25 protein-coding genes are annotated in these 21,595 nt (G+C 33.4%); 21 read left to right on the forward strand and 4 right to left on the reverse strand.

Features of this window, described 5'->3' with window-relative positions:
- Window positions 1-16: 16 nt before the first annotated feature.
- The 8 genes from AC0ONG_RS09610 (at window position 17) to AC0ONG_RS09645 (ending at window position 6,382) form a co-directional block, all read left to right on the forward strand.
- Entirely contained in the window at window positions 17-682 is a 666-nt protein-coding gene (locus AC0ONG_RS09610; RefSeq protein ID WP_000278487.1) for an HAD family hydrolase, read from the forward strand.
- Between the two features lie 205 nt (window positions 683-887).
- A complete protein-coding gene (locus AC0ONG_RS09615) occupies window positions 888-2,327 on the forward strand; it encodes a GntP family permease (protein ID WP_136996384.1) in 1,440 nt (479 codons plus the stop codon).
- A 78-nt stretch (window positions 2,328-2,405) separates the two neighbouring features.
- Window positions 2,406-3,608 (forward strand): iron-containing alcohol dehydrogenase, encoded by a 1,203-nt coding sequence (locus AC0ONG_RS09620; RefSeq protein ID WP_001158664.1) that lies wholly within the window; start codon window positions 2,406-2,408, stop codon window positions 3,606-3,608.
- A gap of 185 nt (window positions 3,609-3,793) precedes the next feature.
- Complete coding sequence (locus tag AC0ONG_RS09625; RefSeq protein WP_000848566.1) at window positions 3,794-4,489, forward strand: aspartate/glutamate racemase family protein; 696 nt, start codon at window positions 3,794-3,796, stop codon at window positions 4,487-4,489.
- An 88-nt stretch (window positions 4,490-4,577) separates the two neighbouring features.
- The gene (locus tag AC0ONG_RS09630) at window positions 4,578-5,051 is read left to right on the forward strand and encodes an SAM-dependent methyltransferase (protein ID WP_000493250.1); all 474 of its coding nucleotides are present in this window, start codon (window positions 4,578-4,580) and stop codon (window positions 5,049-5,051) included.
- The gene (locus AC0ONG_RS09635) at window positions 5,048-5,488 is read left to right on the forward strand and encodes a GNAT family N-acetyltransferase (protein ID WP_001223866.1); all 441 of its coding nucleotides are present in this window, start codon (window positions 5,048-5,050) and stop codon (window positions 5,486-5,488) included. The genes AC0ONG_RS09630 and AC0ONG_RS09635 overlap by 4 nt, the downstream gene beginning before the upstream one ends.
- 365 nt (window positions 5,489-5,853) lie before the next feature.
- Window positions 5,854-6,153: a DUF2975 domain-containing protein gene (locus AC0ONG_RS09640; protein WP_170962483.1), complete on the forward strand. Its 300-nt coding sequence runs from the start codon at window positions 5,854-5,856 to the stop codon at window positions 6,151-6,153.
- Between the two features lie 55 nt (window positions 6,154-6,208).
- Complete coding sequence (locus AC0ONG_RS09645; protein WP_015945765.1) at window positions 6,209-6,382, forward strand: helix-turn-helix domain-containing protein; 174 nt, start codon at window positions 6,209-6,211, stop codon at window positions 6,380-6,382.
- A 148-nt stretch (window positions 6,383-6,530) separates the two neighbouring features.
- Here the strand turns inward: AC0ONG_RS09645 and AC0ONG_RS09650 are convergent, their stop codons facing one another.
- Both AC0ONG_RS09650 and AC0ONG_RS09655 read right to left on the reverse strand, forming a co-directional pair.
- Window positions 6,531-7,058 (reverse strand): HAD-IIIA family hydrolase, encoded by a 528-nt coding sequence (locus tag AC0ONG_RS09650; RefSeq protein ID WP_016077783.1) that lies wholly within the window; start codon window positions 7,056-7,058, stop codon window positions 6,531-6,533.
- A 29-nt stretch (window positions 7,059-7,087) separates the two neighbouring features.
- Window positions 7,088-7,519 carry a GNAT family N-acetyltransferase gene (locus AC0ONG_RS09655; RefSeq protein ID WP_016077782.1) on the reverse strand — a complete coding sequence of 144 codons (432 nt, stop codon included), beginning with the start codon at window positions 7,517-7,519 and terminating at the stop codon, window positions 7,088-7,090.
- 153 nt (window positions 7,520-7,672) lie between these two features.
- Between AC0ONG_RS09655 and AC0ONG_RS09660 the strand changes: the two genes are divergently transcribed.
- From AC0ONG_RS09660 to AC0ONG_RS09685, 6 genes are all read left to right on the forward strand, one after another.
- Window positions 7,673-8,383, forward strand: coding sequence for an ABC transporter ATP-binding protein (locus AC0ONG_RS09660; protein WP_000895248.1), 711 nt, complete (start codon window positions 7,673-7,675; stop codon window positions 8,381-8,383).
- Window positions 8,376-9,575 (forward strand): ABC transporter permease, encoded by a 1,200-nt coding sequence (locus tag AC0ONG_RS09665; protein ID WP_000595437.1) that lies wholly within the window; start codon window positions 8,376-8,378, stop codon window positions 9,573-9,575. Before AC0ONG_RS09660 ends, AC0ONG_RS09665 begins: the two co-directional genes overlap by 8 nt.
- A gap of 282 nt (window positions 9,576-9,857) precedes the next feature.
- Window positions 9,858-10,445 carry a YpjP family protein gene (locus AC0ONG_RS09670; RefSeq protein ID WP_001134421.1) on the forward strand — a complete coding sequence of 196 codons (588 nt, stop codon included), beginning with the start codon at window positions 9,858-9,860 and terminating at the stop codon, window positions 10,443-10,445.
- 106 nt (window positions 10,446-10,551) lie between these two features.
- Window positions 10,552-11,187, forward strand: coding sequence for an HAD family hydrolase (locus AC0ONG_RS09675; protein WP_001174980.1), 636 nt, complete (start codon window positions 10,552-10,554; stop codon window positions 11,185-11,187).
- Window position 11,188: 1 nt separating this feature from the next.
- On the forward strand, window positions 11,189-11,575 hold the full coding sequence (locus AC0ONG_RS09680; RefSeq protein WP_001094667.1) for a VOC family protein: 387 nt from the start codon (window positions 11,189-11,191) through the stop codon (window positions 11,573-11,575).
- A gap of 11 nt (window positions 11,576-11,586) precedes the next feature.
- Entirely contained in the window at window positions 11,587-12,519 is a 933-nt protein-coding gene (locus tag AC0ONG_RS09685) for an aminoglycoside phosphotransferase family protein (protein WP_136996378.1), read from the forward strand.
- Between the two features lie 50 nt (window positions 12,520-12,569).
- Here AC0ONG_RS09685 and AC0ONG_RS09690 read toward each other — a convergent pair whose 3' ends face one another.
- A complete protein-coding gene (locus AC0ONG_RS09690) occupies window positions 12,570-14,027 on the reverse strand; it encodes a serine hydrolase (RefSeq protein ID WP_016077780.1) in 1,458 nt (485 codons plus the stop codon).
- A gap of 198 nt (window positions 14,028-14,225) precedes the next feature.
- Here AC0ONG_RS09690 and AC0ONG_RS09695 point away from each other — a divergent pair, with 198 nt between their 5' ends.
- The 5 genes from AC0ONG_RS09695 (at window position 14,226) to AC0ONG_RS09715 (ending at window position 19,537) form a co-directional block, all read left to right on the forward strand.
- Window positions 14,226-15,182, forward strand: coding sequence for a thymidylate synthase (locus tag AC0ONG_RS09695; RefSeq protein ID WP_000679615.1), 957 nt, complete (start codon window positions 14,226-14,228; stop codon window positions 15,180-15,182).
- A 19-nt stretch (window positions 15,183-15,201) separates the two neighbouring features.
- Window positions 15,202-15,690 carry a dihydrofolate reductase gene (locus AC0ONG_RS09700; RefSeq protein WP_000637207.1) on the forward strand — a complete coding sequence of 163 codons (489 nt, stop codon included), beginning with the start codon at window positions 15,202-15,204 and terminating at the stop codon, window positions 15,688-15,690.
- 155 nt (window positions 15,691-15,845) lie between these two features.
- On the forward strand, window positions 15,846-17,831 hold the full coding sequence (gene pbpC, locus AC0ONG_RS09705) for a penicillin-binding protein 3 (protein WP_001227242.1): 1,986 nt from the start codon (window positions 15,846-15,848) through the stop codon (window positions 17,829-17,831).
- Between the two features lie 239 nt (window positions 17,832-18,070).
- Window positions 18,071-18,706: an FMN-dependent NADH-azoreductase gene (locus AC0ONG_RS09710; protein ID WP_000170033.1), complete on the forward strand. Its 636-nt coding sequence runs from the start codon at window positions 18,071-18,073 to the stop codon at window positions 18,704-18,706.
- Between the two features lie 111 nt (window positions 18,707-18,817).
- A complete protein-coding gene (locus tag AC0ONG_RS09715; protein ID WP_474203581.1) occupies window positions 18,818-19,537 on the forward strand; it encodes a lysophospholipid acyltransferase family protein in 720 nt (239 codons plus the stop codon).
- Between the two features lie 41 nt (window positions 19,538-19,578).
- On the opposite strand, the gene trhA is transcribed toward AC0ONG_RS09715, so the two are convergent.
- Entirely contained in the window at window positions 19,579-20,235 is a 657-nt protein-coding gene (trhA, locus tag AC0ONG_RS09720; RefSeq protein WP_000136889.1) for a PAQR family membrane homeostasis protein TrhA, read from the reverse strand.
- Between the two features lie 213 nt (window positions 20,236-20,448).
- Here trhA and AC0ONG_RS09725 point away from each other — a divergent pair, with 213 nt between their 5' ends.
- Both AC0ONG_RS09725 and tatC read left to right on the forward strand, forming a co-directional pair.
- The gene (locus AC0ONG_RS09725) at window positions 20,449-20,634 is read left to right on the forward strand and encodes a twin-arginine translocase TatA/TatE family subunit (protein WP_000492443.1); all 186 of its coding nucleotides are present in this window, start codon (window positions 20,449-20,451) and stop codon (window positions 20,632-20,634) included.
- Window positions 20,635-20,691: 57 nt separating this feature from the next.
- Window positions 20,692-21,417, forward strand: coding sequence for a twin-arginine translocase subunit TatC (tatC, locus tag AC0ONG_RS09730; RefSeq protein ID WP_000117643.1), 726 nt, complete (start codon window positions 20,692-20,694; stop codon window positions 21,415-21,417).
- Window positions 21,418-21,595: the final 178 nt, after the last annotated feature.

Genomic DNA, 21,595 nt, shown 5'->3' on the forward strand with positions numbered 1-21,595 from the left:
AGTGGAGGAATGAAACATGTATAAAACATTTCTATTTGATTTAGATGGAACTTTAACGGATCCGAAAGAAGGGATTGTAAATTCGGTTTTGTATGCGTTAAAAAAAGTAGGAATTGAAGAAGTACATATAAGTGAGTTAGATTCATTTATAGGTCCTCCTATTCAGCAATCATTCGTAGAGAGATATAATATGAGTGAAGGAGAGGTTGAACGTGCAGTTTTTTACTTCCGTGAGTATTTAAAGCAGCGTGGATTGTTTGAAAATAATGTATACGAGGGGATTCTGAAGCTCTTGCAACAATTAAAAAGTTCAGGAAATCGCATATTCGTAGCTACTTCAAAGCCCACTGTATTTGCGAAACAAGTTATAGAGCATTTTCAATTAACGAATTATTTCGAAGATATCATTGGAAGTAATTTAGATGGTACGAGAATAAAAAAAGAAGAAATAATTGCTCATATTTTACAAACAAATGAAGAACTAAATAAAGAAGAAATGATAATGATTGGTGATAGAAAGCACGATATAATAGGTGCGAATCAGAATGGAATTGCTTCAATTGGTGTTTTATATGGCTATGGCTGTGAGAAAGAACTGACTGAAGTTAGTGCGACTTACATAGTGAAAGATGTTGAAGAACTGTATCATTTTTGTGTAAGAAAAATTTTAATAAATCAGTAAATATAGGTACTAACAATCCCTTTATAACGTATGATGAGGAATTCGTTTCTGTTTAAAGGGATTTTTCATATGTAATCGAATATTTATAATTAGACATTTTTAGCATGAAAAAATTGTATGAATAAGAGGAGGGATGTCAGAATTAAAAGATTAGTAGAAGTTTATCAATAAATTTTAGAATATTCTGTTTAATGGAGGGGTAAAATTGGAGTTAGTTATTATATTATTAGTACTAAGTTTACTTATGTTCGTAGCATATAGAGGCTTTTCTGTTATTTTATTCGCACCGATATTTGCATTATTTGCAGTATTTTTGACAGAACCTAGTTATGTATTACCTTTCTTTTCTAATATCTTTATGGAGAAAATGGTTGGATTTATAAAGTTATATTTTCCTGTGTTTTTATTAGGAGCAATATTTGGAAAAGTAGTGGAAATTTCAGGAATTGCAGATTCTATCGCAAAAACGATTATTGAGTTAGTTGGTGAAAAACGTACTATATTAGCGATTGTATTAATGGGGGCTATTTTAACGTATAGTGGTGTTAGTGTGTATGTAGTAGTGTTTGCTGTTTATCCGTTCGCAGCTAAGTTGTTTCGACAAGCTAATATTCCAAAGCGTTTAATCCCTGGAACGATTGTTCTTGGAGCAGTAACGTTTACAATGGATGCGCTACCTGGATCACCACAAATTCAAAATGTAATACCTACAACATTTTTTAAAACGAATATTTATGCTGCACCGATACTCGGCATTGTAGGAGCAATTTTTGTTCTTACATTAGGTTTACTATATTTAGAGAGTAGACGTAAGAAGGCAAAAGCGGCAGGTGAAGGATATTTTGGTTTTAATGATGGAAATACTGAAATGGCAGCATCTTTGCAATTAGAACAAAAAAATATGCCATTAATTAATAACATTGAAATTACAAGAGCACAACAACTTATTGCATTTATACCACTTATTTTAGTAGGTGTAATGAATAAAGTGTTTACTATTATGATACCAAAGTGGTATCCAAGCGGTTTTGATTTTTCTGCAATTGGTATGAAAGCATTTGGAAAAGTAGAATTAAGTGCAGTAGTAGGAATTTGGTCTGTAGAATTGGCACTTATTATAGGGATCTTAACAACGTTATTATTATATTGGAAGCGAGTAGTAACAGGTTTCCAAGCTGGATTGAATACAAGTATTGGTGGAGCGCTACTTGCAACGATGAATACAGGAGCTGAGTTTGGATTCGGTGGTGTCATTGCAGCACTTCCAGGCTTCGTAATTATGAGAGATGGCATCTCTGCTACTTTCACAAATCCGTTAGTGAATGGTGCAGTAACGACGAATATTTTAGCTGGAATTACAGGCTCTGCATCAGGAGGAATGGGAATAGTATTAAGTGCAATGGGAGATAAATTTATTGCAGCGGCCAATCAATTTGATATTCCATTAGAAGTTATGCACCGTATCGTATCAATGGCATCAGGAGGAATGGATACACTACCGCATAACGGGGCTATTATTACTATTCTTACAGTAACAGGATTAACACATAAACAGTCCTATAAAGATATATTTGCTATTACAATTTTGAAAACGGTTGCTGTATTTTTAGTTATCGCGTTCTATACTTTAACAGGACTCTATTAAAAATTCGAATCGTAAAGATTCATCAAATCGATAATTTATATCATAAAATATTAAATAGGATAAGAAGGGGTGGAGTACTTGCAAGAAGTTTCTGAGTTTCGTATGCCAAAGTCGGTATTATATGGAAGGAATTCGCTTGAAAAACTTGGGGAACAATCAAAAAAGTTAGGGAAAAGAGCTTTTATAGTTACTGATACAATTATGGAGAAATTAGGATATCTTGAAAAGTGTATACAACAACTAAATAAGAAAAGTATTACTGTTAGTACATATAATAAAGTGGATGCTGAACCTACAAATATACACGTGTTAGAAGCCTTATCTCTTTGTAAAGAGGAAAAGTGTGATTTTATTATCGGTATTGGTGGTGGAAGTTGTATTGATGCTGCGAAAGCAGTAGCGGTTTTATATACAAATGGTGGAGAAGTTGAGGATTATGTCGAAAAGGATATTGAAATAGAAAACAATCCACTACCACTTATTGCAATTCCAACAACTTCTGGTACTGGATCGGAAGTTACAAGTGTAGCAGTAATTACGAATAAAAAAACAGATGTAAAAATGATGATGAAGCATCCTAGTTTTATACCGAAAGTAGCAATTATAGATCCAGTTTTGACAAGTTCGTTACCACCACAAATTACGGCAGCAACAGGAATAGATGCGTTATGTCATGCGATTGAAGCTTATATTTCTAAATTTTCACAGCCACTTACAGATGTACTTGCTCTTTCAGCTATTGAAAGTATTATGAAATATTTACGTATAGCATATGAAGATGGACGTAATATGGAGGCAAGAGAAGCGATGATGATTGCTTCCTTACAAGCTGGAATTGCATTTTCTAATGCATCAGTTACATTAGTTCATGGAATGTCAAGGCCAGTGGGAGCATTATTTCATGTACCGCATGGAATATCAAATGCCATACTATTACCTACAGTGTTAGAGTTTACAAAAACAAGTGCAGTGAAAAGGTTAGCAAAAATTGGACGTAGTTTAAATAAGGATTTGTATTCGAATTCTGATGAGGAAGTAGCAGACTACACGCTTGGGGAAATAAAAAAACTTTGCTTTGATCTTCGTATTCCAAATTTAAAAGAATATGGAATCGATGAAATTGAATTTGAAAATGCTATTTCTAAAATGGCATCAGATGCAATTGAAAGTGGTAGCCCAGCTAATAACCCACGTGTTCCATCATATGATGAAATCAAAGCGTTGTATCGAGAGTGTTTTAATTATAAGTATAAAGAATTTATAAAAACATCAGATTGTTAATTTCAGAATATTCTATAAAAATTTCCTTGGAAATGAAAGTACAATTACTCTTTATTATTTCCATATTAAATTCCGTAAAACAAGACTTTATATTTCAAACTTAAAGTCTTGTTTTATTATGTATAATATATACAATAAAACGTTGTTATTAGTTTTATAAAAAAGTTTAGGTAGGTGTTGTTTATATGAAAACGATAGGTCTTATAGGTGGTATGAGTTGGGAATCAACTTCTGAATATTATCGAATTATTAATGAAGAAATAAAAGAGAGATTAGGAGGGCTACATTCAGCAAAATGTTTGATTAATAGTGTGGATTTTGAAGAGATTGAACGATGTCAGTCTAGCGGAGATTGGGATGGTGCTGGAGAAATTCTAGGGAATGCGGCATATTCATTACAAAAGGGAGGAGCAGACTTTATAATCATTTGTACAAATACAATGCATAAGGTAGTTGGAAAAATAAAGGCGAAAATTGATATTCCAGTCTTACATATTGCTGATGCAACTGCAAAAGCAATTAAAAGAAAAGACATTCAAAAGGTTGGTCTGCTTGGAACTACATATACAATGGAGCAAGATTTCTATAAGTCACGTATAGAAGAAAATAATATAAAAGTAATAGTACCATCAGAAAAAAATAGAAAAGAAATAAATAAAGTAATATATACAGAATTATGTTTAGGAAAAATAGTATCTCAATCTAGAGAATATTATAAAAGAGTCATCGAAGAGTTAGTGCAAAAAGGAGCACAGGGAATCATATTAGGTTGTACAGAAATAGGGTTATTAATAAAGCAAGAAGACGTATCTGTCCCGATATTTGATACGACTCATATACATGCAATTGAAGCAGTCAAGGTAGCTCTAGATAGAATGTAATTATATTATGTAAACTAAATTCATATATCTGGAAAACATTCAGAAAATATTTTATAATGTAAGTGGTTACATTTAAGGGGGAATGCGCATGTTTTCAGTTCAACCAATCGCATTTGTACATAATGAAAGAAAGGAAATAAAAGATGATGAGTGGGGAGAAGTAAGATCCCGTATAACTTTAACTGAAATGTATGCAGAAGAAAGTATACAAGGGATTGAAGATTTTTCTCATATTGAAGTTGTTTTTTATTTTCATAAAGTAACTGACGAGCAAATTCAGTATTTTGCTAGACATCCTAGAAATAATAAGGATTATCCTGAAGTAGGTATTTTTGCACAGCGCGGGAAAAATCGCCCGAATCGCATAGGTGTAACAATTGTAAAGGTGATCAAAAGAGAAGGTAAATCAATTATTGTTGAGGGATTAGATGCTATTGATGGCACTCCTATATTGGATATAAAACCAATAATGAAAGAGTTTATGCCGAAAGAAGAAATACACCAGCCTAAATGGGCAACGGATATAATGAGACAGTATTGGAAGGGGAATGGAGTAAAATGAGAATATATGAGGCAACAATTGCAGATTTAGATGGACTAGCATCAGTTTTTAATAACTATCGCATGTTTTATAGGCAGGATTCTGATTTAGAAGGGGCAAAAGTATTTTTACGAAACCGAATTGAGAAAAAAGAGTCCGTTATTTTCGTAGCAGTTGAAGACGGCGAATATATTGGGTTCACACAACTATATCCATCATTTTCTTCCATTTCAATGAAAGAATTATGGATTTTAAATGATTTATTTGTACAAGCGGCGAAGCGTGGAGCCGGAACAGGTAAAAAATTATTAGAAGCTGCTAAAGAATACGCATTAGAAAATGGAGCAAAAGGTGTAAAATTACAAACAGAGATTGATAATTTATCAGCACAACGATTATATGCTGAAAATGGTTATTTGAGAGATAATCGTTATTTCCATTACGAATTAACGTTTTAAAAAATTAAGTTGAAAGAGGCATTTTCAAGAAAAAGAATTTCTTTGTAATGAGAAATTCTTTTTTATTTTTGCCTAAATTAAAAAGTATGACAATAACGATAAAACGATATTTATTTATTGTTAAACGATAAATTATGTGGTAAAATTATGTTGTCATTAAATAAGTGAGTTATTGTAAATGAATCTTAAATGAAGTTCAACAACGTTCTTAAAAGTAATTATTTTTCTTTCTGGAATTGCAGTGCTTGCCTTATGCATATTTTTAGTGCCGGAAATGGCGAATTTTGTAGCGAATTTGTATCCTAATATCGCTCCGATAAAATATCTTGTTTTCATTGTGATGTATGGAGCAGCTGTGCCTTTTTATGTTGCTCTTTATCAGGCTTTCAATCTTTTACAGTATATTGACGAGAACACAGCGTTCTCGTCAATATACTGTAAAGTCGTTAAAGAATATAAAGCGCTGTGCAGTTACAATCAGTGGTTTGTATGTATTAGGTTTGCCACTTTTTCATTTTATAGCGAAGAAAATGGAACCTCCTATTGGGTTAGTGGGACTTATTATCATTTTTGCTTCGTTCGTTAGCGCTGTTTTTACCGCTATCCTTCAACGCCTTCTACAAGAAGCAATTAACATAAAATCAGAAAATGATTTGACAGTTTGAGGTGGCGGATATGACAATTATTATTAATATTGACGTCATGTTAGCAAAATGAAAGATGAGTGTAACGGAGCTTTCGGAGAAGGTTGAAATTACGATGGCGAATCTTTCTATTTTGAAAAATGGGAAAGCAAAAGCGGTTCGTTTTTCAACATTAGAAGCGATATGTAAAGCTTTGGAGTGTCAGCCAGGGGATATTTTGGAGTATAAAAACGATGAGAATACTCAATAAAAACAGATAACAAATGTAAATAATAGAAGTCAATAAAGAAGGGATAGCCACTAAGCTATTCCTTCTTTACGTTAATTGCTGTTAGTAATAAAAAATATAATTTGAATTGCAATGTCTGCTTATCAAAAGGGAACTTGCTACCTTTGTATTATAGTTGATTTAAAACCCAGTTTGTTGCATCTTCAAAGTTATCTGCAATGTAGTTTGGTTCAATATGTGCCCATTTGTCTCGGTACGTATGCAAAGCATCATACCCAGCGCCTGTTCGGACTAGAATCGTTGTCGCATTTACTTTTGCTCCTGCAACAATATCAGTCCAGCGATCACCAACTACTGCACATTGTGTTAAATCAAGCCTATGTTTTTTTGCTGCTTTAAGCAGCATGCCTGTACTCGGTTTACGGCATTCACAACCATCACCGTGTTTATGAGGACATACATAAATATCATCAAAACCGAAGCCTTCTAATTCTTGTACAAAATCGGCTACAGTTGCTATTCCATCTGCAATCCCAGGTTGATTTGTGAAAGAGAAAATTTTTATATTCTTAGCTTTTAGTTTTTGCAAGGATGTTTTTGTGAATGGAAATAATGTAAAAGATCCTGGATAATGTATTGTAGTGTCACCACCAATTGTACCGTCACGATCAATGAAAATTGCTTTAATGTTTGTCATAGTTATAGCCCCTTCAATTTATAAGTAGTTTAAAAATGTTTTACAAATCGGTAGCCATTTACCTCATAGCCTAATTTTTTGTAAAAAGGATGAGCTTCTACTCTTTTTGTTCCACTAACTAGCCATGTGCCAATGCAATTATGTTTCTTTGCTAATTGTTCTGCATAATCCATCAAAACTTGTCCAATGCCTTTACGTCGTATGTTAGAATCAACGCTAATAATTGAAATCTCTCCATAACGTGTTACATCTTCTAAATTTTCACGTATACGAAATCCAAGTAATCCAAATATAGTTTCTTCTTCCTCGTAAACATATAAAAAATCAAACGGACTCATTTGTACGAATTGTAATCGATTGTTCATATCTTCATAGGAAATAGAGGAACCTTTTAATTCTTTTGTTAAAGAACAAAGTGCGTCTATATCATCTATCGTTGCTTCACGAATTTGAAAAGACATATTATCCACTCCAATAAAATGTAATCAAACATTTAGTATTCTGTTAAAAAATGTTTTTTCCTGCCATAAAAATAAATATTTTATAATGATATATAGATAGTTATATGTTATTCTTTTCCTTGATTGTATTGGAAATGGAAAGAGGGGAAATGCATGTTAGAAGTAAATATCCGCTCAGCTGGATATGAAATAGGTGAAAAAACAATTCGTGATATAGCTTTTTCTATCGAAAAAGGTGAACTAGTTGCTCTTATTGGAGCAAATGGTGCTGGGAAGAGTACGACGATAAAAACGATGCTGGGATTACTTGTAAATATGGACGGTGAAATATCATTCGGTGAAAAGAAAAATCCGTATGCATACGTACCAGAACATCCAACATACTATGATTACTTGACGCTCTGGGAACATATTGAATTATTAATGGCAGCTCGTGGAAGTGAAATGGGAAGCTGGGAAGAAAGAGCGGGACAATTATTACATACTTTTCGAATGGATAAGCATAAACATGAATATTTATCAAAGTTTTCAAAAGGTATGAAACAAAAATCGATGCTAATATTGGCGTTTTTAACTGAGCCAGATTTTTATATAATTGACGAACCCTTTATCGGTTTAGATCCAGTAGCTACGAAAGAGTTTTTAAGTTATTTATATAAAGAAAAAGAGCGCGGAGCAGGAATTTTACTTTGTACGCACGTATTGGATACTGCTGAAAAAATTTGTGAAAGATTTTTACTCATTTCACAAGGTACATTAGTCGCAGATGGACATTTAGAATCTATTCAAATGTTAGCGGAAATGCCGGATAGCTCATTACTAGACTGTTTTGATATAATTGTAAGGCGTGAACAACATGATTAAACAACAATTTTATAAAAGATTATGTCATGAGCTCCAGCGGAAGTGGAATTCTATATGTTCGGTAACAGATTGGACAGTCGCGTTATATATTATTATTCCAACACTTATATTTATGGGAATCTATTATAGGTCACTATGGATAAATGAATTATCAATGGAAGAGACGATTTATTTCGGATTAGGATTACTCGCATTTTATCTAGTAACATATCCGAGAGGAGTTCGTTCGTTTTTTGAGCAAGCGGATAGTTTATTTTTAATTTCGTATGCAACACATATGCGAAAATTAGTCCAGTATGGCATGATGTACACATTTGTTCGAATAGCGATAACGAATGTAATAGTAGTCGTTATTATGTTACCAGTGTTGATGAAAAGTATCGGAGTAACAGAGATACAAGTCGTATTATTTTGGGTATTCTTTACTATATTTCGATTTATGTTGTCGTTGTTAACAAGATTTATTCATGTACAGGTGGGGAAACGATGGGTTTTATGGATTGTAAAAAATGTAGTATTTTCTATGAGCTTGTCCTTTTTTGGAATTAGTTTATTTTTTATTTATAAAAATCTATATTATTCAATTCTATTTATCGGTCTAGTAATTTTCTTAAGTAGTGTATTAGTAAAAGAGAAAATGAATTATAAAAAGTTCTTTTTTAAAGAAATCGAGAAAGAAAAAGAGGAAAGCATGCGCTGGACGAGCGGAATTATGCAAGTTGGTGGTCATGCAGCTAAACCGAGTAGCTCGAATAAAAAACCGTGGATGTTTCCGCGTTCTAAAAGACTATTAGGAAAAAAAGCAGATTCTCTTATTATCGAATCTTTTTTGAAAGAATTTTTCCGTACAAGTACTGCACGAATATTTTATATTCAAATTGTATGTATGAGTACTGCAAGTATAATCATGACTCCAAGGTGGATTGCAGCTATTGTTCTTGTATTTACTGTAGTTGCAATTTCTCGCTATGCGCGTGATTATTGGAATGAATTTACGAAAAAAATGTTTCTTCATTTATATTGTGAAGAAGGAAAATTACTTTTGCTAAGGTGGAAGGCAGATCGTTATTTACTACTACCAGCAATACTCTTGTATGCAATAGTTATACTTGCCCAGTTTTATTTATTGCCAGCTGTGATTGGTGGCTTTGTTTTTATTTTATTAATTGTATGGATTGTATTTTTACCATAAAAAAAGAGCCATTGACGGCTCTTTTTCTAGTCTGTAACACATTGAGAAATAAAATATACTAAAACGAGTATGCTTGCGGCGGAATACATGACATCTAAAGTCATTCAAGTGCCTCCTCAATATTGTGGTATTAATATTGTATGAAATCTTACAATTTCATATTCAAGTGAAAAATATGTGAACGTTAACAAAATTGTAAAGTGCAAAAATTATAATCATTTTGTATAATAGAAGAAACCACCGTTATATAAAAAATAATGAGTGAAAGGGGAGGGAACATAAATGCCAAATTGGTTTAGAAAAACCTTAGTCGCATTAATTACCGTATTTACATTTGGTTTAGTGACGCCTCCTTCCATATTGCTTGATAATGCCAAAGCTGCGGACAAGCCTACGAGCACAGCTGGGCAACAAAGTTTGGAGAGCACGTCCTATACATATGAAGAAACGAATGACAGGTTAACCACCGATACTTTTATTACTTATGCAATGCAAGAAGCAGAGAAGCAGTCGATGCAAAAGTTTGGTACTAAAATTGGTCCAGTAATTGAAGATGAATTTAAAGATGTAATATTACCGAAAATTGAAGAGGCAATTGCTGAGCTTGCTAGTGATGTACCAGAAGACTCACTACAATCATTAGCGATTTCTCAAAAACCAGCTGGTGGAAATAATGAAAAGATTTTTCACGTCTACGATACGAAATCAGGAAATGATTTATTGCGTTTCCATGTAAGAAGAGATCATCCGCCGCAAGATGGTTATTATTTTAATTTCCATTATCACCGTTTTGATGATGGATACTCTGGACATCATGAGTTAGGAAATATTTATTGGAATACAAATGTACCGCCGAAATGGTTGTCTTAAAAAGAACAAGAGAAAATCTTGTTCTTTTTTATGTTTATAGAAGGGACAGACAACTATGTTGTTGAATAACATAGGTTTAGAAAAAAGAAGTAAAAGGAGTATGGAGATGCAAAAATACATTGTTTTTGACTTTGATGGCACATTAGTAGATTCGCAAAATATATTTGTACCAATTTATAATCAAATTGCTGAAAAGCACGGATATAAAACGGTAAAGGAAGAAGAAATTGAACATTTACGTAAATTAACGATGCCAGAGAGATGTAAACAACTCGATGTACCACTGTATAAATTACCGATATTAGCGTTGGAGTTTTATAAATTATATCAGCCTGCTATAAAAGATCTTGTTTTATTTCATGGGATGAAGGATGTATTAGATGAACTATATAAAAAAGGATACGGTATTGCGGTTATATCATCTAACTCAGAAGAGCATATTCGGGCATTTTTACACAAGAATGATATAGAAAATATACAAGAAGTGTATTGTTCTAAAAATCTGTTTGGTAAAGATAAAATGATAAAAAGATTTTTAAAATCGAAAAAGATAACAGAGCAGGATATGTTATACGTTGGTGATGAACAGCGAGATGTAGCAGCGTGTAAAAAGGCTGGAGTGAACGTGATTTGGGTATCTTGGGGATATGATGTCATTGAAACAGTGAAAAAAGATGCACCAGATTATATGGTTCATAAGCCGATGGAAATTGTGGAAGTAGTACAAGGAGCGTATTCTTAATATGAATACACTTCGAGCAGGCATTCATCATATTGAATTTTGGGTAGCGAATTTGGAGGAGTCCATTTCTTTTTATAATAAGTTGTTTTCCATAATTGGATGGAGAAAGTTAAATGAAGTAGCATATAGCACAGGAGAAAGTGAAATATATTTTAAAGAAGTAGATGAGGAAATCGTAAGGACGTTAGGGCCTAGACATATTTGTTATCAAGCTATTCATAGAGAAGTAGTTGATGAAGTAGCAGATTTTCTTTCTAGTACGAAAGTGAAGGTAATACGTGGTCCAATTGAAATGAATCATTATTCGGAAGGTTACTATACGATTGATTTTTACGATCCGAATGGATTTATTGTAGAAGTTGCTTATACACCAAAGGCAGAAATGTAAGGGGAATAGATATGAAGATAATTACAGCGCAGCAAAACAATATACAAATTGTAAAAGATGCAGTGGATATTAAAGAAATTTCTAAAGGTTTTTCGCCTGACAAGAAATATATAATTATGAGTGCGAATAATGAAAAATATTTATTTCGGACAGGCGATATAAAAGAGTATGAAAGAAAGAAAATAGAGTTTCAAATTTTAAATGAAATGGTAAAATGTAACGTACAGGCACAAAGGCCAATTGAAATAGGTATATTGGAAGAAGAAGGTGTATGCTATAGTATTTTTTCATATTTAGAAGGGGAAGATGCGAAGAGACTATTGTCTACGTATTCACCAAAAGAACAATATGATATTGGCATAGAGGCAGGAAAAGATTTAGCGAAAATGCATACACTTGAAGCTCCTAAGAATATACTTCCGTGGTATGAAAGAGCAATGAAAAAACATAGGAAATATTTAGAGGCGTATAAAACATACGGAATTAAAATTGAAAATGATGATAAAATTATTAAGTTTATAGATGAAAATGAAATGTATGTAAAGGATCGCCCAAATCGATTTCAACACGATGATTTTCATTTAGAAAATATAATTGTACGGGATGGGAGATATGTAGGTGTAGTTGATTTTAATGGTTATGACTGGGGCGACCCACTGCATGATTTCGTAAAAATTGCACTATTTGCAAGAGACATTAGTATTCCATATTCAATCGGACAAATAGAAGGATACTTTAATGAGAGAATACCAGAGGAGTTCTGGAAATTATATGCGGTGTACGTTGGCATGACAGTTTTCTCATCAGTTGTCTGGACATTACGAGCAGCACCGCATATGTTGGAGGATACGTTAGAGCGTCTTCATATTGTATTAGAAGATCATAAAAACTTTGAACTATCGAAGCCGATTTGGTTTCAACCAGATAAGATGGATATGAAATAGAAAAGGTAGGTGTGATTCGCACCTACCTTTATTTTTTACCATCAAAATAATTATTTGATTTTCTTAAATGTCAGCGGCTGAGTACTTAACATAGCTGGCACATGTAACTGAAGAGATGGGAATTCACCACTCACATTCATTTCATAAGCGAATAATAAACTCATTTTCATTTGGAATAAGTCAATTTTTGCAGAGAAGATGTCGTAGTGATGATGGTGCAATTGAACCTCCATCTCCATAAATTGTACAAATAACGAATCATCTTGTTTGTATACTTGTAATGTTCCGTATGCAGGATGTTCAAAAGTACCAGTATAATCCTCTAACTTGTGAGAAGGTGTAGTCCCTTTAATTTGTTCAGGAAGCGACTCAGTTGCTTCTTTCATCATTTCCTTCATTTTCTCAGTATCTTCTACAGCACGTTTATGCCAATCAATGGATTCTAATTCAAGTAGTTCGTCATAAATTTGATTAGCGAGATAAGTAGGAAGTAATGTTCCTCCAGCATTCGTTAAAATGACAAGGCCTATGTTTTCTGTTGGTATGAATGAAACAAGTGCTGAAAACCCATCAATATTACCGCCATGATGAATTACCTTATTACCACGGTAAGCGCTAATAAACCAACCAAGACCGTAACTATTTAATGGAGATTCAGGAAGTGATAAAACTGGTTGATCTGGAATGGAATTATGTGGTGTATACATTTGTTGTAATAATTCAGAGGAGATTAATTCATGATCTCCAAATTTACCTTTGTTTAAGTGAAGAAGGACCCAATTTGCCATATCTTCAATTGTAGAATTAATACACCCAGCAGCTCCAACTGTATCGATGTTATGGAATGGAACTTCTTTTATTTTACCTTCATTTTCAACGTAAGGTAAAGCATAATCATCTGTAGTTTGTGAATCTGTAACAGAGAAGTTTGTTTGATTCATATTTAAAGGCTCTAAAATATGTTCTGTAACGTATTGTTCCCACGTTTTATTTGTAATATTTTCCACAATGTAGCTGATTGTTGTATACATTAAGTTGTTATATAGAAACGCTGTTCGGAACGGCGCATCAAGTGGTAAATGTTTTATTTTTTCAACGAGATTTTTTCGAGATAAGGAAGAGCTATACCAAAGAGCCTCATGACGGCTTACACCGGTTCGATGAGAAGCTAAATCCCGTCCTGTAACTTGTGAGCTAGCAAGTAGTTCAGATAAAGTAAAGTTAGGTATATAAGACTGGATAGGGATATCCCAATTAAAATTTTTTTGCTGTGCTAACAAGCTTAATGAAAGTGTGCCAAATGCTTTCGTTGAGGAACCGATTGCGAATCGAGTATTCGGTGTAACAGCCTCTTTTGTTTCTATATTACGATAGCCGAAACCTTCTGAAATAATAACTTCACCGTCTTTTATAACAGCGACAGCAGCACCAGGAACATTTAAATCCTTCATCATTTTTTCAACCGCTGTTTGTAAAGAAGTCATAACAGGCGTTTCAATTTTAGACATACTTCTAACCTCCAAATATAAATTTTGTTCTACCGCACTATACTTTCGGTAATAGAAAATGAAAACCTTTTTAAATTTGGAAAGTTAATAATTTTGTAAGAATTAGCGGAAGAAATTTTATTAATTAGGATTATTAAATTTACCATTTTTCATGTTATGATAAATTGCATATACGATTGAAAGAAGGTTTTCCTACATATGAAACATGCTGAAAATGAATACTTAAATTTATGCCGCCATGTAATGAAACATGGTACGAAGAAAGAAGATCGTACAGGGACAGGAACTGTATCTGTATTTGGATATCAAATGCGTTTTGATTTGAGTAAAGGATTTCCTTTATTAACGACAAAAAGAGTACCATTTCGCCTTGTAGCAAGTGAACTACTTTGGTTTATGAAAGGTGATACAAATATTCGCTATTTATTGCAGCATAATAATAATATTTGGAATGAATGGGCGTTTAAGAGCTGGGTAGAAAGTGATGAGTATACTGGTCCTGACATGACGGATTTTGGTCTTCGCTCACAACAAGATGAAGAATTTAAAGTACAGTACGATGAGCAGATGGAATTGTTTAAAAAGAACGTTTTAGAAGATGATGATTTCTCAAATAAATATGGTTATTTAGGAGACGTTTATGGTAAACAGTGGCGAGCTTGGAAAACGACAGCTGGTGAGACACTTGATCAATTAAAAGATGTAATTGAAATGATTAAAAAAACACCAGACTCACGTCGTTTAATCGTTTCTGCTTGGAATCCTGAAGACGTACCAAGTATGGCATTACCCCCTTGTCATACATTATTCCAGTTTTATGTAGCGGACGGAAAGCTTTCTTGTCAGCTATATCAAAGAAGTGGTGACATATTCCTTGGAATACCATTTAACATCGCAAGTTATTCACTACTAACACATTTAATTGCACACGAATGTGGTCTTGAAGTAGGGGAATTTGTTCATACAATTGGTGATGCACACATTTATACAAATCATTTTGAACAAGTAGAAAAGCAATTGGCACGTGAACCACGTCCGTTCCCGAAACTTACATTAAATCCAGATGTGAAATCTGTTTTCGATTTTGAAATGGAAGATTTAACGATTGAAGGATACGATCCGCATCCAGCAATTAAAGCACCGGTTGCAGTATAATTGTAGAGGAGATGAAAAAATGATTGTTTCATTTATGGTCGCAATGGACGAAAATAGAGTAATTGGTAAAGATAATAATTTACCTTGGCGTTTACCGAGTGAATTACAATACGTGAAGAAAACAACGATGGGTCACCCGCTTATTATGGGAAGAAAGAACTATGAAGCGATTGGTAGACCGCTGCCTGGAAGACGTAATATTATTGTAACTCGTAATGAAGGATATCACGTTGAAGGATGTGAAGTTGTTCATTCTGTAGAAGAAGTATTTGAACTATGTAAAAATGAAGAAGAGATTTTTATTTTTGGCGGGGCGCAAATTTATGATCTCTTTTTACCTTATGTAGACAAATTGTATATAACAAAAATCCATTATGCATTTGAAGGAGATACATTCTTCCCAGAAATGGATATGACAAATTGGAAAGAGATTTTTGTAGAAAAAGGTTTAACAGATGAAAAAAACCCGTATACGTATTATTACCATGTATATGAGAAACAACAATAATAAAGAAGATTGATGTGAGAATTCGCATCAATCTTTTTATTTATATTCATCAATATAAGTTTATAGATGAGATTCGATAGTGCTATAATGATAGGTAGCATGTAAAAATGCTAAAATTTTCAAAAGTACTAATATAGAAAGAGGAGGAGAATCGATTGAGAAAGATATGGGGGATTCTTTTTCTTTGCTTAACATTCATGTTAGTTGGATGTGGTAAAGAAGAAAAACCACAAGAAGCGTTTGATACATATGTAAAAGCGTGGAATAAACAAAAATTTGCAGATATGTATGATCAACTATCAAAAAATGCAAAAAAAGATATTTCAAAGAAAGAATTTACTGAGAAATATGAAAAAATTTATTCTGGTATCGAAGTGAAAGACTTAAAGGTAGAAACAGGGGAAGTAAAAGAAGATAAAAAAGATGAAGGCCCTGTTCCTTTTAAAGTAAGCATGGATACAGTTGGTGGTAAAATTACTTTTGGCCATGAAGCAAAAATGGTGAAAGAAAAAGATGGAGATAAAGAATCTTGGAAAATAGATTGGACTCCTGATTTTATTTTCCCTGGCATGACGAAAGATAGTAAAGTGCGTATGCAGACAACACAGCCAAAACGTGGTGAAATATACGATCGTAATGGAAAAGGTCTTGCAACAAATGGGAAAGCTTCTGAAATCGGATTGATTCCTGAAAAGTTAGGCGATACTGCTCCGCAAACGAAAGAAACAGTAGCGAAGTTATTAAATATGTCTGTAGAAGAAATTGATCAAAAATTAGCTGCTAAATGGGTAAAACCAGGGTATCTCGTACCAATTGGAATTTTGCCTGAAGGGGCAACGCAAAATACGTACATTGATTTAGCAGGTGTTTCAACAAAACCTGTAAATGTTCGTACATATCCATTAGGGGAAGCGGCAGCTCATCTGACTGGTTATATCGGAAAGGTAAATGCTGAAGATTTAAAAACGCTTCAAAAGAAAGGCTATCAAGCTGATGATCCAGTTGGTAAAGCTGGTTTAGAGCAAGTATTAGAGGAAAAGCTACGCGGTAAAAAAGGTGGCCGTGTCTTTGTAGAAGATGCACAAGGAAAAGAAATTAAAAACTTGGCAAAAACAGATGCTGTTGATGGAGAAAACGTAACTTTAACTATTGATAGTGCTGTTCAAGAAAAAACGTACAATGAAATGAAGGGCGAAGCTGGTTCAAGTGCAGCAATTAATCCGAAAAGTGGAGAAACAATTGCACTAGTAAGTAGTCCAGCATATGATCCGAATTTAATTGCACGAGGAACATCGAAAGCACAACGCGAAGCTTGGAATAATGATCCGAAAAAACCGATGACGAATCGCTTTACACAATTATCGGTACCAGGTTCTGTATTTAAACCAATTACAGCTGCAATTGGTCTTGAAACGAAAACGATTGATCCAAAAGAAGAGTTAAAAATTGAAGGATTAAAATGGACAAAAGATTCTTCTTGGGGTAATTATTATGTAACGCGTGTGAAAGATGCAAATCCGATTGATTTTGATAAGGCGATGAAATACTCGGATAATATTTACTTCGCACAAGAAGCATTGAAAATCGGAAAAGACAAGTTTATGAGTGAAGCGAAAAAATTCGGATTCGATGAAAAATTACCAATTGAATATGGATTCCCTGCTTCTAAAATTGCAAATGACGGTATTAAAAATGATATTCAAATGGCAGATACAGGATATGGACAAGGGCAAGTATTAATGACTCCTCTTCATTTAGCTTTAACGTATGCGCCAATTGTAAATGATGGAACGATTCCATCACCGTATATTATTAAAACAGATAAACAACCAAAAGCTTGGAAAGAAAATGTAATTTCTAAAGGAAATCAGGATATATTAAAAACTGCTATGACGAAAGTAATTAATGATCCGGATGGTACAGGGAAAATTGCTAAAATTGATGGAATGACTCTTGCTGGAAAAACAGGTACAGCGGAATTAAAAGTATCCAAAGAGGCCGAAGGAAAAGAACTAGGCTGGTTCGCTGCATTTGATTTGAATTCACCAGATATGGTCATTACAATGATGATTGAAGATGTAAAAGGTAGAGGTGGAAGTAACATTCCAGCTGAAAAAGTGAAACATGTTTTTCAAAAATAATATGTAATAAAAGGCTATCTCTATAAATTATAGAGATAGCCTTTTTGTATGAGGAGTCTTAATATCTGTATACTAAATTTTAAAGAAACAAAATAAATCATTAACTTACGAAAAAAAAGTAGCTATTTTTTATTGACATTAATTAAAACTTTTTGTATTATACTTACATAAGGTAAGTTATTAACTTTCGAAAAATAAATCTTGAATTAAAGATAAAGAGAAAAAAGGGAGAGAATACAATGACAAAAGTACTATTTATCACAGCAAATCCAAATTCAGCAGAAGGTTCTTTCGGAATGGCAGTAGGGGAAGCTTTCATCGAGGCTTATAAAAACGAGCATCCACAAGACGAAGTTGTAACAATTGATCTATTCAATACTACTGTACCAGCAATCGATGCAGATGTATTTGGTGCTTGGGGTAAATTTGCAGCAGGTGAAGGCTTTGAAACTTTAACTGAAGTTCAACAACAAAAAGTAGCAGCAATGAACACAAACTTAGAAACATTTATGCATGCAGATCGTTATGTATTCGTAACTCCAATGTGGAACTTTAGCTATCCACCAGTAGTAAAAGCATACTTAGATAACGTAGCAATCGCAGGTAAAACATTCAAATATACTGAAAATGGTCCAGTTGGCTTATTAGAAGGTAAAAAAGCACTTCACATTCAAGCAACAGGTGGCGTATATTCTGAAGGAGCATACGCAGCTGTAGACTTCGGTCGTAATCACTTAAAAACTGTATTAGGATTTGTCGGAGTAAATGAAACTGAATATATTGCAGTTGAAGGTATGAATGCAAACCCTGAAAAAGCACAAGAAATTAAAGAAGCAGCAATTGCTAATGCTCGTGAATTAGCAAAACGTTTCTAATATAGAATGCCTTAAAAAGTCCAAACACTTGCTGTTTGGACTTTTTTTCTTCTTTTTCCTTCGTTTGTCTAGTATAATGAAGGTCGGAATGATAATAGGTGGGGGTTCTGTATGATTCAAACGTTTTTTAAAATCTTTTATTTAATTTTAATCGTAATTGCGATTACACCGAGAATGTGGCGTCTTAAAAGACAAGTAAATACGATGGCGCCAAAAGAAAAAGATAATGCTGTGTACAAAACGACAAATTGGTTTGGTAAGAAAATGGTACGTGTAGCTGGAGGGACAGTAGAAGTGAAAGGGCTTGAAAATGTTCCGAAAGACAAGCCGGTACTAGTTGTAAGTAATCACCAAAGTAATATGGATATCCCTGTTTTACTAGGTTACTTAAATAAACCAATTGGATTCGTGTCAAAAGCAGAAATTAAAAAGTTCCCAGTTGTGCCAACTTGGATGGAACTTATGAATTGTGTATTTATGGATCGTAGCAATCGTCGTCAATCTCTTAAAGCAATTAAAGATGGAATCGAGCTATTAAAGAATGGACATTCTATCGTAATTTTCCCAGAAGGGACAAGAAGTAAGGGTGGCGAAGTTGGAGAGTTTAAGGCTGGTAGTTTTCATCTTGCAGTAAAGTCAGGTGTAGCAATTTTACCTGTAACGTTAGATGGTACATATAAGATGTTTGAAGCGAATGGAAATCGTATGAAGCCAGCTCATGCAACAGTAACAATTTCTAAGCCGATTACACCTGAAGATTATGCGAATATGGATATTAAAGAATTAACGAAGCATACACAGGAAGTTATCGCATCACAATTACATAAGTAGTAAAAAAGGTTTCAGCTTATAGTAAGCTGAAACCTTTTTTATTATGCTGTAGGTAAGACATAAAAGAGTACACAAAAGAACATCATCGCACTACCACCTAAAACGAACAGGTGCCATATGGCATGGTTGAAAGGTAGCTTTTCCCAAAGGAAGAATATAGCTCCGACAGAATATAAAATTCCACCTGCTAAAAGTAGTGAAAAACCATGTCCAGTTAGATTTTCATAAAGTGGTTTAATGGCAACGATTATGAGCCAGCCCATAATGATGTAACATAAAGTTGATGCCTTTATAAAGCGACGTACAAAGAAAATTTTGAAGACGATACCTCCGATTGCAAGTGTCCATATAATAGCAAGTAACGTCCATCCTAATGGGCCACGAAGTGTAATAAGTAGAAAAGGAGTATACGTGCCAGCAATCAATAAGTAAATGGCTGAATGATCTAAAATAGTAAATATTTTTTCAACTTTAGGATGATGGATGCTGTGTAGCAATGTTGAAAACAAGTACAGTAAGAACATGCTTACACCATAAACAGTAAATGCAACTACAGCTGATGCGGTACCGTGCTTAGACGCATGAATAATCAATATGATTAAGGCAGGGATGCTTAAAATGGCACCGATACCATGTGTAATTGCATTTGCAATTTCTTCTTTTACAAATTGGGTCATTCGTGTCATTTTTTCAGTCATAATGCAAATCCTTTCTACTATCATGAAATAATATGTCATTTCCCTTACCATATCATACACAGGGGCAATAGAAAATGAAATTTGTATAATTGATTATATTTTTGAATTTTTTTGACAAAAGGCAATGGATTTGTTGACGTTTTCAAACTTTTTTGACAAAATAAAATTATGTAATAGTAGGACAAGGAAACTACTAATAAAGGGGATGGGGAAATGTTTTCAAATATTGGCTTTCCAGGGTTAATTTTAATTTTAGTAGCAGTACTCATTTTATTTGGGCCTAAAAAATTGCCGGAAATCGGGAAGGCTTTAGGGGAAACGTTAAAAGAGTTTAAAAAATCAACGAAAGAATTGACAGATGACGCATTTCAAGAAAAGGAAAAGAAAGAAAAAATGTAATGTATTTTCCTTGTAATGGATAAATAAAGTGTGGTGAACGAGTTGGAAGATCGGGAAATGAGCGTAGTAGAACATATTGTTGAGCTTCGAAAAAGAGTAATATATACGGTGTTATCCTTTGTACTATTTTTAATTATCGGATTTACTTTTACAAAGGATATTTATTTTTGGCTTGTAAAAGATTTACCAATGAAATTAACTGTTCTCGGTCCAAGTGATGTATTGTGGATTTTTTTCTCGATTGCTACAGTATTTGCTATCGTTTGTACAATTCCTTTTGCTGCTATACAAATTTGGTTATTTGTAAAACCGGGTTTACATCCAAATGAACAAAAGATGACAATAATGTATATACCGGTATTGTCTATATTATTTATTGCAGGTTTATGTTTTGGATACTTTATTGTAATGCCATTTCTATTTCACTTTTTAACTACGATAGGTAATGAAATGTTTAATACGATGTTTACGACAGAAAAGTATTTTCATTTTGTACTTAATTTAACAGTCCCATTTGCTGTGATTTTTGAATTACCAGTCGTTGTAATGTTTTTAACTAGTATTGGAATACTTACGGCGGAATTTTTAATAAAAATAAGAAGATATGCTTACGTAGCACTGATTATCATTGCATCTTGTATATCACCGCCTGACTTTTTATCTCATAGTTTAGTTGCGGTGCCGCTTATTTGTATTTATGAAGTAAGTATTGCTTTATCAAAGGTTGTTAGTAAGAGGAAAAAGAAAAGAGAAGAAATGCAGTCGAAAAGTGCCTCGTTATAAAGGCACTTTTTTATTTATTGGTTATACTATAGCTATAAACGTATACAATATATAGAAGAAAAAAATTATAGAATCTCCAAAATTTAGACAAACTTTGCGCTTTTATAAGCTTATACTAAATGTATTAAACAATTGATGGATAATGAGATTCCCGTCTCGGAGATATTTAGGATGGGAA

The sequence above is a fragment of the Bacillus sp. TCT6 genome, from assembly GCF_056033845.1.

What these genes read in the sequence shown, in the direction of transcription:
- AC0ONG_RS09610 (WP_000278487.1), top strand. Translation starts at nt 17, where the DNA reads ATGTATAAAACATTTCTATTTGATTTAGATGGAACTTTAACGGATCCG.
- AC0ONG_RS09625 (WP_000848566.1), top strand. Translation starts at nt 3,794, where the DNA reads ATGAAAACGATAGGTCTTATAGGTGGTATGAGTTGGGAATCAACTTCT.
- AC0ONG_RS09630 (WP_000493250.1), top strand. Translation starts at nt 4,578, where the DNA reads ATGTTTTCAGTTCAACCAATCGCATTTGTACATAATGAAAGAAAGGAA.
- AC0ONG_RS09635 (WP_001223866.1), top strand. Translation starts at nt 5,048, where the DNA reads ATGAGAATATATGAGGCAACAATTGCAGATTTAGATGGACTAGCATCA.
- AC0ONG_RS09640 (WP_170962483.1), top strand. Translation starts at nt 5,854, where the DNA reads ATGTTGCTCTTTATCAGGCTTTCAATCTTTTACAGTATATTGACGAGA.
- AC0ONG_RS09645 (WP_015945765.1), top strand. Translation starts at nt 6,209, where the DNA reads ATGAGTGTAACGGAGCTTTCGGAGAAGGTTGAAATTACGATGGCGAAT.
- AC0ONG_RS09650 (WP_016077783.1), bottom strand. Translation starts at nt 7,058, where the DNA reads ATGACAAACATTAAAGCAATTTTCATTGATCGTGACGGTACAATTGGT.
- AC0ONG_RS09655 (WP_016077782.1), bottom strand. Translation starts at nt 7,519, where the DNA reads ATGTCTTTTCAAATTCGTGAAGCAACGATAGATGATATAGACGCACTT.
- AC0ONG_RS09660 (WP_000895248.1), top strand. Translation starts at nt 7,673, where the DNA reads ATGTTAGAAGTAAATATCCGCTCAGCTGGATATGAAATAGGTGAAAAA.
- AC0ONG_RS09665 (WP_000595437.1), top strand. Translation starts at nt 8,376, where the DNA reads ATGATTAAACAACAATTTTATAAAAGATTATGTCATGAGCTCCAGCGG.
- AC0ONG_RS09670 (WP_001134421.1), top strand. Translation starts at nt 9,858, where the DNA reads ATGCCAAATTGGTTTAGAAAAACCTTAGTCGCATTAATTACCGTATTT.
- AC0ONG_RS09675 (WP_001174980.1), top strand. Translation starts at nt 10,552, where the DNA reads ATGCAAAAATACATTGTTTTTGACTTTGATGGCACATTAGTAGATTCG.
- AC0ONG_RS09680 (WP_001094667.1), top strand. Translation starts at nt 11,189, where the DNA reads ATGAATACACTTCGAGCAGGCATTCATCATATTGAATTTTGGGTAGCG.
- AC0ONG_RS09685 (WP_136996378.1), top strand. Translation starts at nt 11,587, where the DNA reads ATGAAGATAATTACAGCGCAGCAAAACAATATACAAATTGTAAAAGAT.
- AC0ONG_RS09690 (WP_016077780.1), bottom strand. Translation starts at nt 14,027, where the DNA reads ATGTCTAAAATTGAAACGCCTGTTATGACTTCTTTACAAACAGCGGTT.
- AC0ONG_RS09695 (WP_000679615.1), top strand. Translation starts at nt 14,226, where the DNA reads ATGAAACATGCTGAAAATGAATACTTAAATTTATGCCGCCATGTAATG.
- AC0ONG_RS09700 (WP_000637207.1), top strand. Translation starts at nt 15,202, where the DNA reads ATGATTGTTTCATTTATGGTCGCAATGGACGAAAATAGAGTAATTGGT.
- AC0ONG_RS09710 (WP_000170033.1), top strand. Translation starts at nt 18,071, where the DNA reads ATGACAAAAGTACTATTTATCACAGCAAATCCAAATTCAGCAGAAGGT.
- AC0ONG_RS09715 (WP_474203581.1), top strand. Translation starts at nt 18,818, where the DNA reads ATGATTCAAACGTTTTTTAAAATCTTTTATTTAATTTTAATCGTAATT.
- trhA (WP_000136889.1), bottom strand. Translation starts at nt 20,235, where the DNA reads ATGACTGAAAAAATGACACGAATGACCCAATTTGTAAAAGAAGAAATT.
- AC0ONG_RS09725 (WP_000492443.1), top strand. Translation starts at nt 20,449, where the DNA reads ATGTTTTCAAATATTGGCTTTCCAGGGTTAATTTTAATTTTAGTAGCA.
- tatC (WP_000117643.1), top strand. Translation starts at nt 20,692, where the DNA reads ATGAGCGTAGTAGAACATATTGTTGAGCTTCGAAAAAGAGTAATATAT.